We start from the raw sequence: 2,402 nt of genomic DNA, 5'->3' as shown, positions 1-2,402 counted from the left end.
AGTGCGACATGAAGTCGCGTATGCAATTGTTTTACCCAGCCGAAAGGCTGGTCAGGAAACCGGTCGTTCCGTCGACCGTAGCCTACCGGTGCATGCGTTGTTGGCAACGACGACGTGTGAAGCCACCGGGACAACGTGGCTGGCCTCTGGCCTAGCTGGCTCCGTGAGGAGAGGTAACGCCTGCGAGCGTTGATGCGGGTGAGCTGCAAGGCTGGATAGTATGGTCAACATAAGTGAACTGCCACAGACATCGTTAGCCTGAACAAGCCCAAAACGCTGGTGGCTTGAACCAAAATGGTACGCGGTCGGATGTTTCCCCTGGGTCAGGAAACACACGGACAAGCAGACCGCCGGTGGATAGGCAGGACCTACCCTATTCGTGTTGCATACGTGGAACATGGTAAGCCCGATGTGCCGCCAGGAATGGCAGGCGACCCGCAAGGGAAGCTGAGGGTGCAGCGGGTAGAGGAAAGCGGAGAAAGCGAACGCTGCCCCGTAATCGGGCAGATAGGGATTGCGTCGCAAGACAACATCATCTCACGCGAAAGCGGGCAGACTTCCGTATGGTCTTTCGTCACTAGATAGCTTGAACAACCTTTCAAGGAGGAGATGCAGATGACTGTGCAGCAACATGGCGCGGGTGCGTCCTCCGATCGCGCGAGGCACTGGCACGGCATTAACTGGGCAGGGTGCCATCGTGAGGTTCGAAGGCTGCAGGCAAGAATAGTGAAGGCAATACAGGATGGCAAACGCGGCAAGGCGAAAGCCCTGCAATGGTTGCTGACCCATTCGTTCAGCGGCAAGGCGCTCGCCGTCAGACGGGTGACTGAGAATCAGGGCAGACGGACGCCGGGAGTGGATGGCATCACATGGTCCACACCGAAGTCCAAAATCAATGCAGTGTCGTCGCTCAAACGGCGTGGCTATCGGCCTCGCCCACTGAGACGGATATATATCCCGAAGGCCAACGGGACAAAAATGCGACCCCTTGGAATCCCTTGTATGGTCGACAGGGCTCAGCAGGCGCTGTACCTGCTCGCTCTGGAGCCGGTCGCCGAAACTACGGCGGACCCGAATTCGTATGGGTTCCGGTCCGCCCGGTCCACGGCCGACGCAATCGAACAATGCTTCCGGGCATTGGCACAAGCCGATTCTGCAACGTGGATTCTTGAGGCCGATATCCGCAGCTGCTTTGACGAAATTTCACATGACTGGCTGGTCGCCCACATCCCCACGGACAAAGCGATTCTGCGAAGATGGTTGGAGGCTGGCTACCTTCACAACCATGTCTTTCACTCAACACAGGCGGGTACACCGCAAGGGGGAATAATCTCGCCGACGTTGATGAACATGACTCTCGACGGGCTGGAAAAAATGCTACGTGCAAAGTATCGCAAAGGCAGTAACAATCCGTCGAAGGTCAATATCGTTCGTTATGCGGATGACTTTATTATTACCGGCGCAACGCGTGAAGTGCTGGCTGATGACGTTCGTCCGATGGTCGAGCAGTTTCTGGCGGAGCGCGGTTTATCACTGTCGTCAGAAAAGACCCGGATCACGCATATCGACGAAGGGTTCGATTTCCTCGGCATGAACGTGCGCAAATATGGTGGCAAGCTGCTGATCAAGCCTGCCAGAGCAAGCGTTCAGCGCTTCCTGCGCAAGCTGCGGAAAACCGTGAAGGATAGTGCGACGGTACGACATGATCAATTAATACGTGAACTCAATCCATTGCTTCGCGGATGGGCGAACTATTACCGGCATGTTGTGGCGAAGCACACCTTTGGCAGAGTCAGTCACGAAATCTGGCGATGTTTGTGGCGCTGGGCGAAGCGCCGGCATCCGAACAAGAGCTCGCGCTGGGTTCGGGAGAAGTACTTCCGGATAGTAGGATTCCAGCATTGGGTCTTTGGCACGGAGACTGGCAATACACTCAGCACAGGAAAGCCGGAACTCCTGAAGCTATATGACATCGCAGGCACGCCAATCCGGCGACACCGGAAAATCAGGGCGGCTGCAAACCCGTTCGACCTACAGTGGGAAGGCTATTTCGAAGAGCGATTGGGCTTCGCGATGCTGGACTCGCTCAAAGGTCGGGTGCAGCTGATCCGGTTGTGGCTTGATCAGGCTCGGTCGTGTCCGGTCTGTCGGCAGATGATCACGAAATCCAGTGGCTGGAGTCTCTGCCGCGTGATTCGTAAAATCGATGGCGGTAAGGACACGACTGGCAACCTGACGATGTTACATCCGGAATGTCACCGGGTCGTGCGTGCTCTCGGACTCTCAGTTGTAAAACCGGCTCATTCACATGGGCTTTGAAAGGCTTGAGCTGTATGCGGCTAACGTCGCACGTACAGTTCTCAGGGGAGGATGCGACGGTAACGTCGTATCCTTACCCGACA

At 56.2% G+C, this 2,402-nt stretch carries 1 protein-coding gene; it reads left to right on the top strand.

Annotated elements, in window-relative coordinates; translation table 11 throughout:
- Window positions 1-615: 615 nt before the first annotated feature.
- The gene (ltrA, locus tag AWB78_RS42135; protein WP_062613190.1) at window positions 616-2,319 is read left to right on the top strand and encodes a group II intron reverse transcriptase/maturase; all 1,704 of its coding nucleotides are present in this window, start codon (window positions 616-618) and stop codon (window positions 2,317-2,319) included.
- Window positions 2,320-2,402: the final 83 nt, after the last annotated feature.

This window comes from Caballeronia calidae (genome assembly GCF_900044055.2).
In the GTDB taxonomy this organism is placed as follows: Bacteria; Pseudomonadota; Gammaproteobacteria; order Burkholderiales; family Burkholderiaceae; genus Caballeronia; species Caballeronia calidae.
Note: the sequence above shows the minus strand (reverse complement) of the source record. Positions and strands in the feature narration are given on the sequence as shown.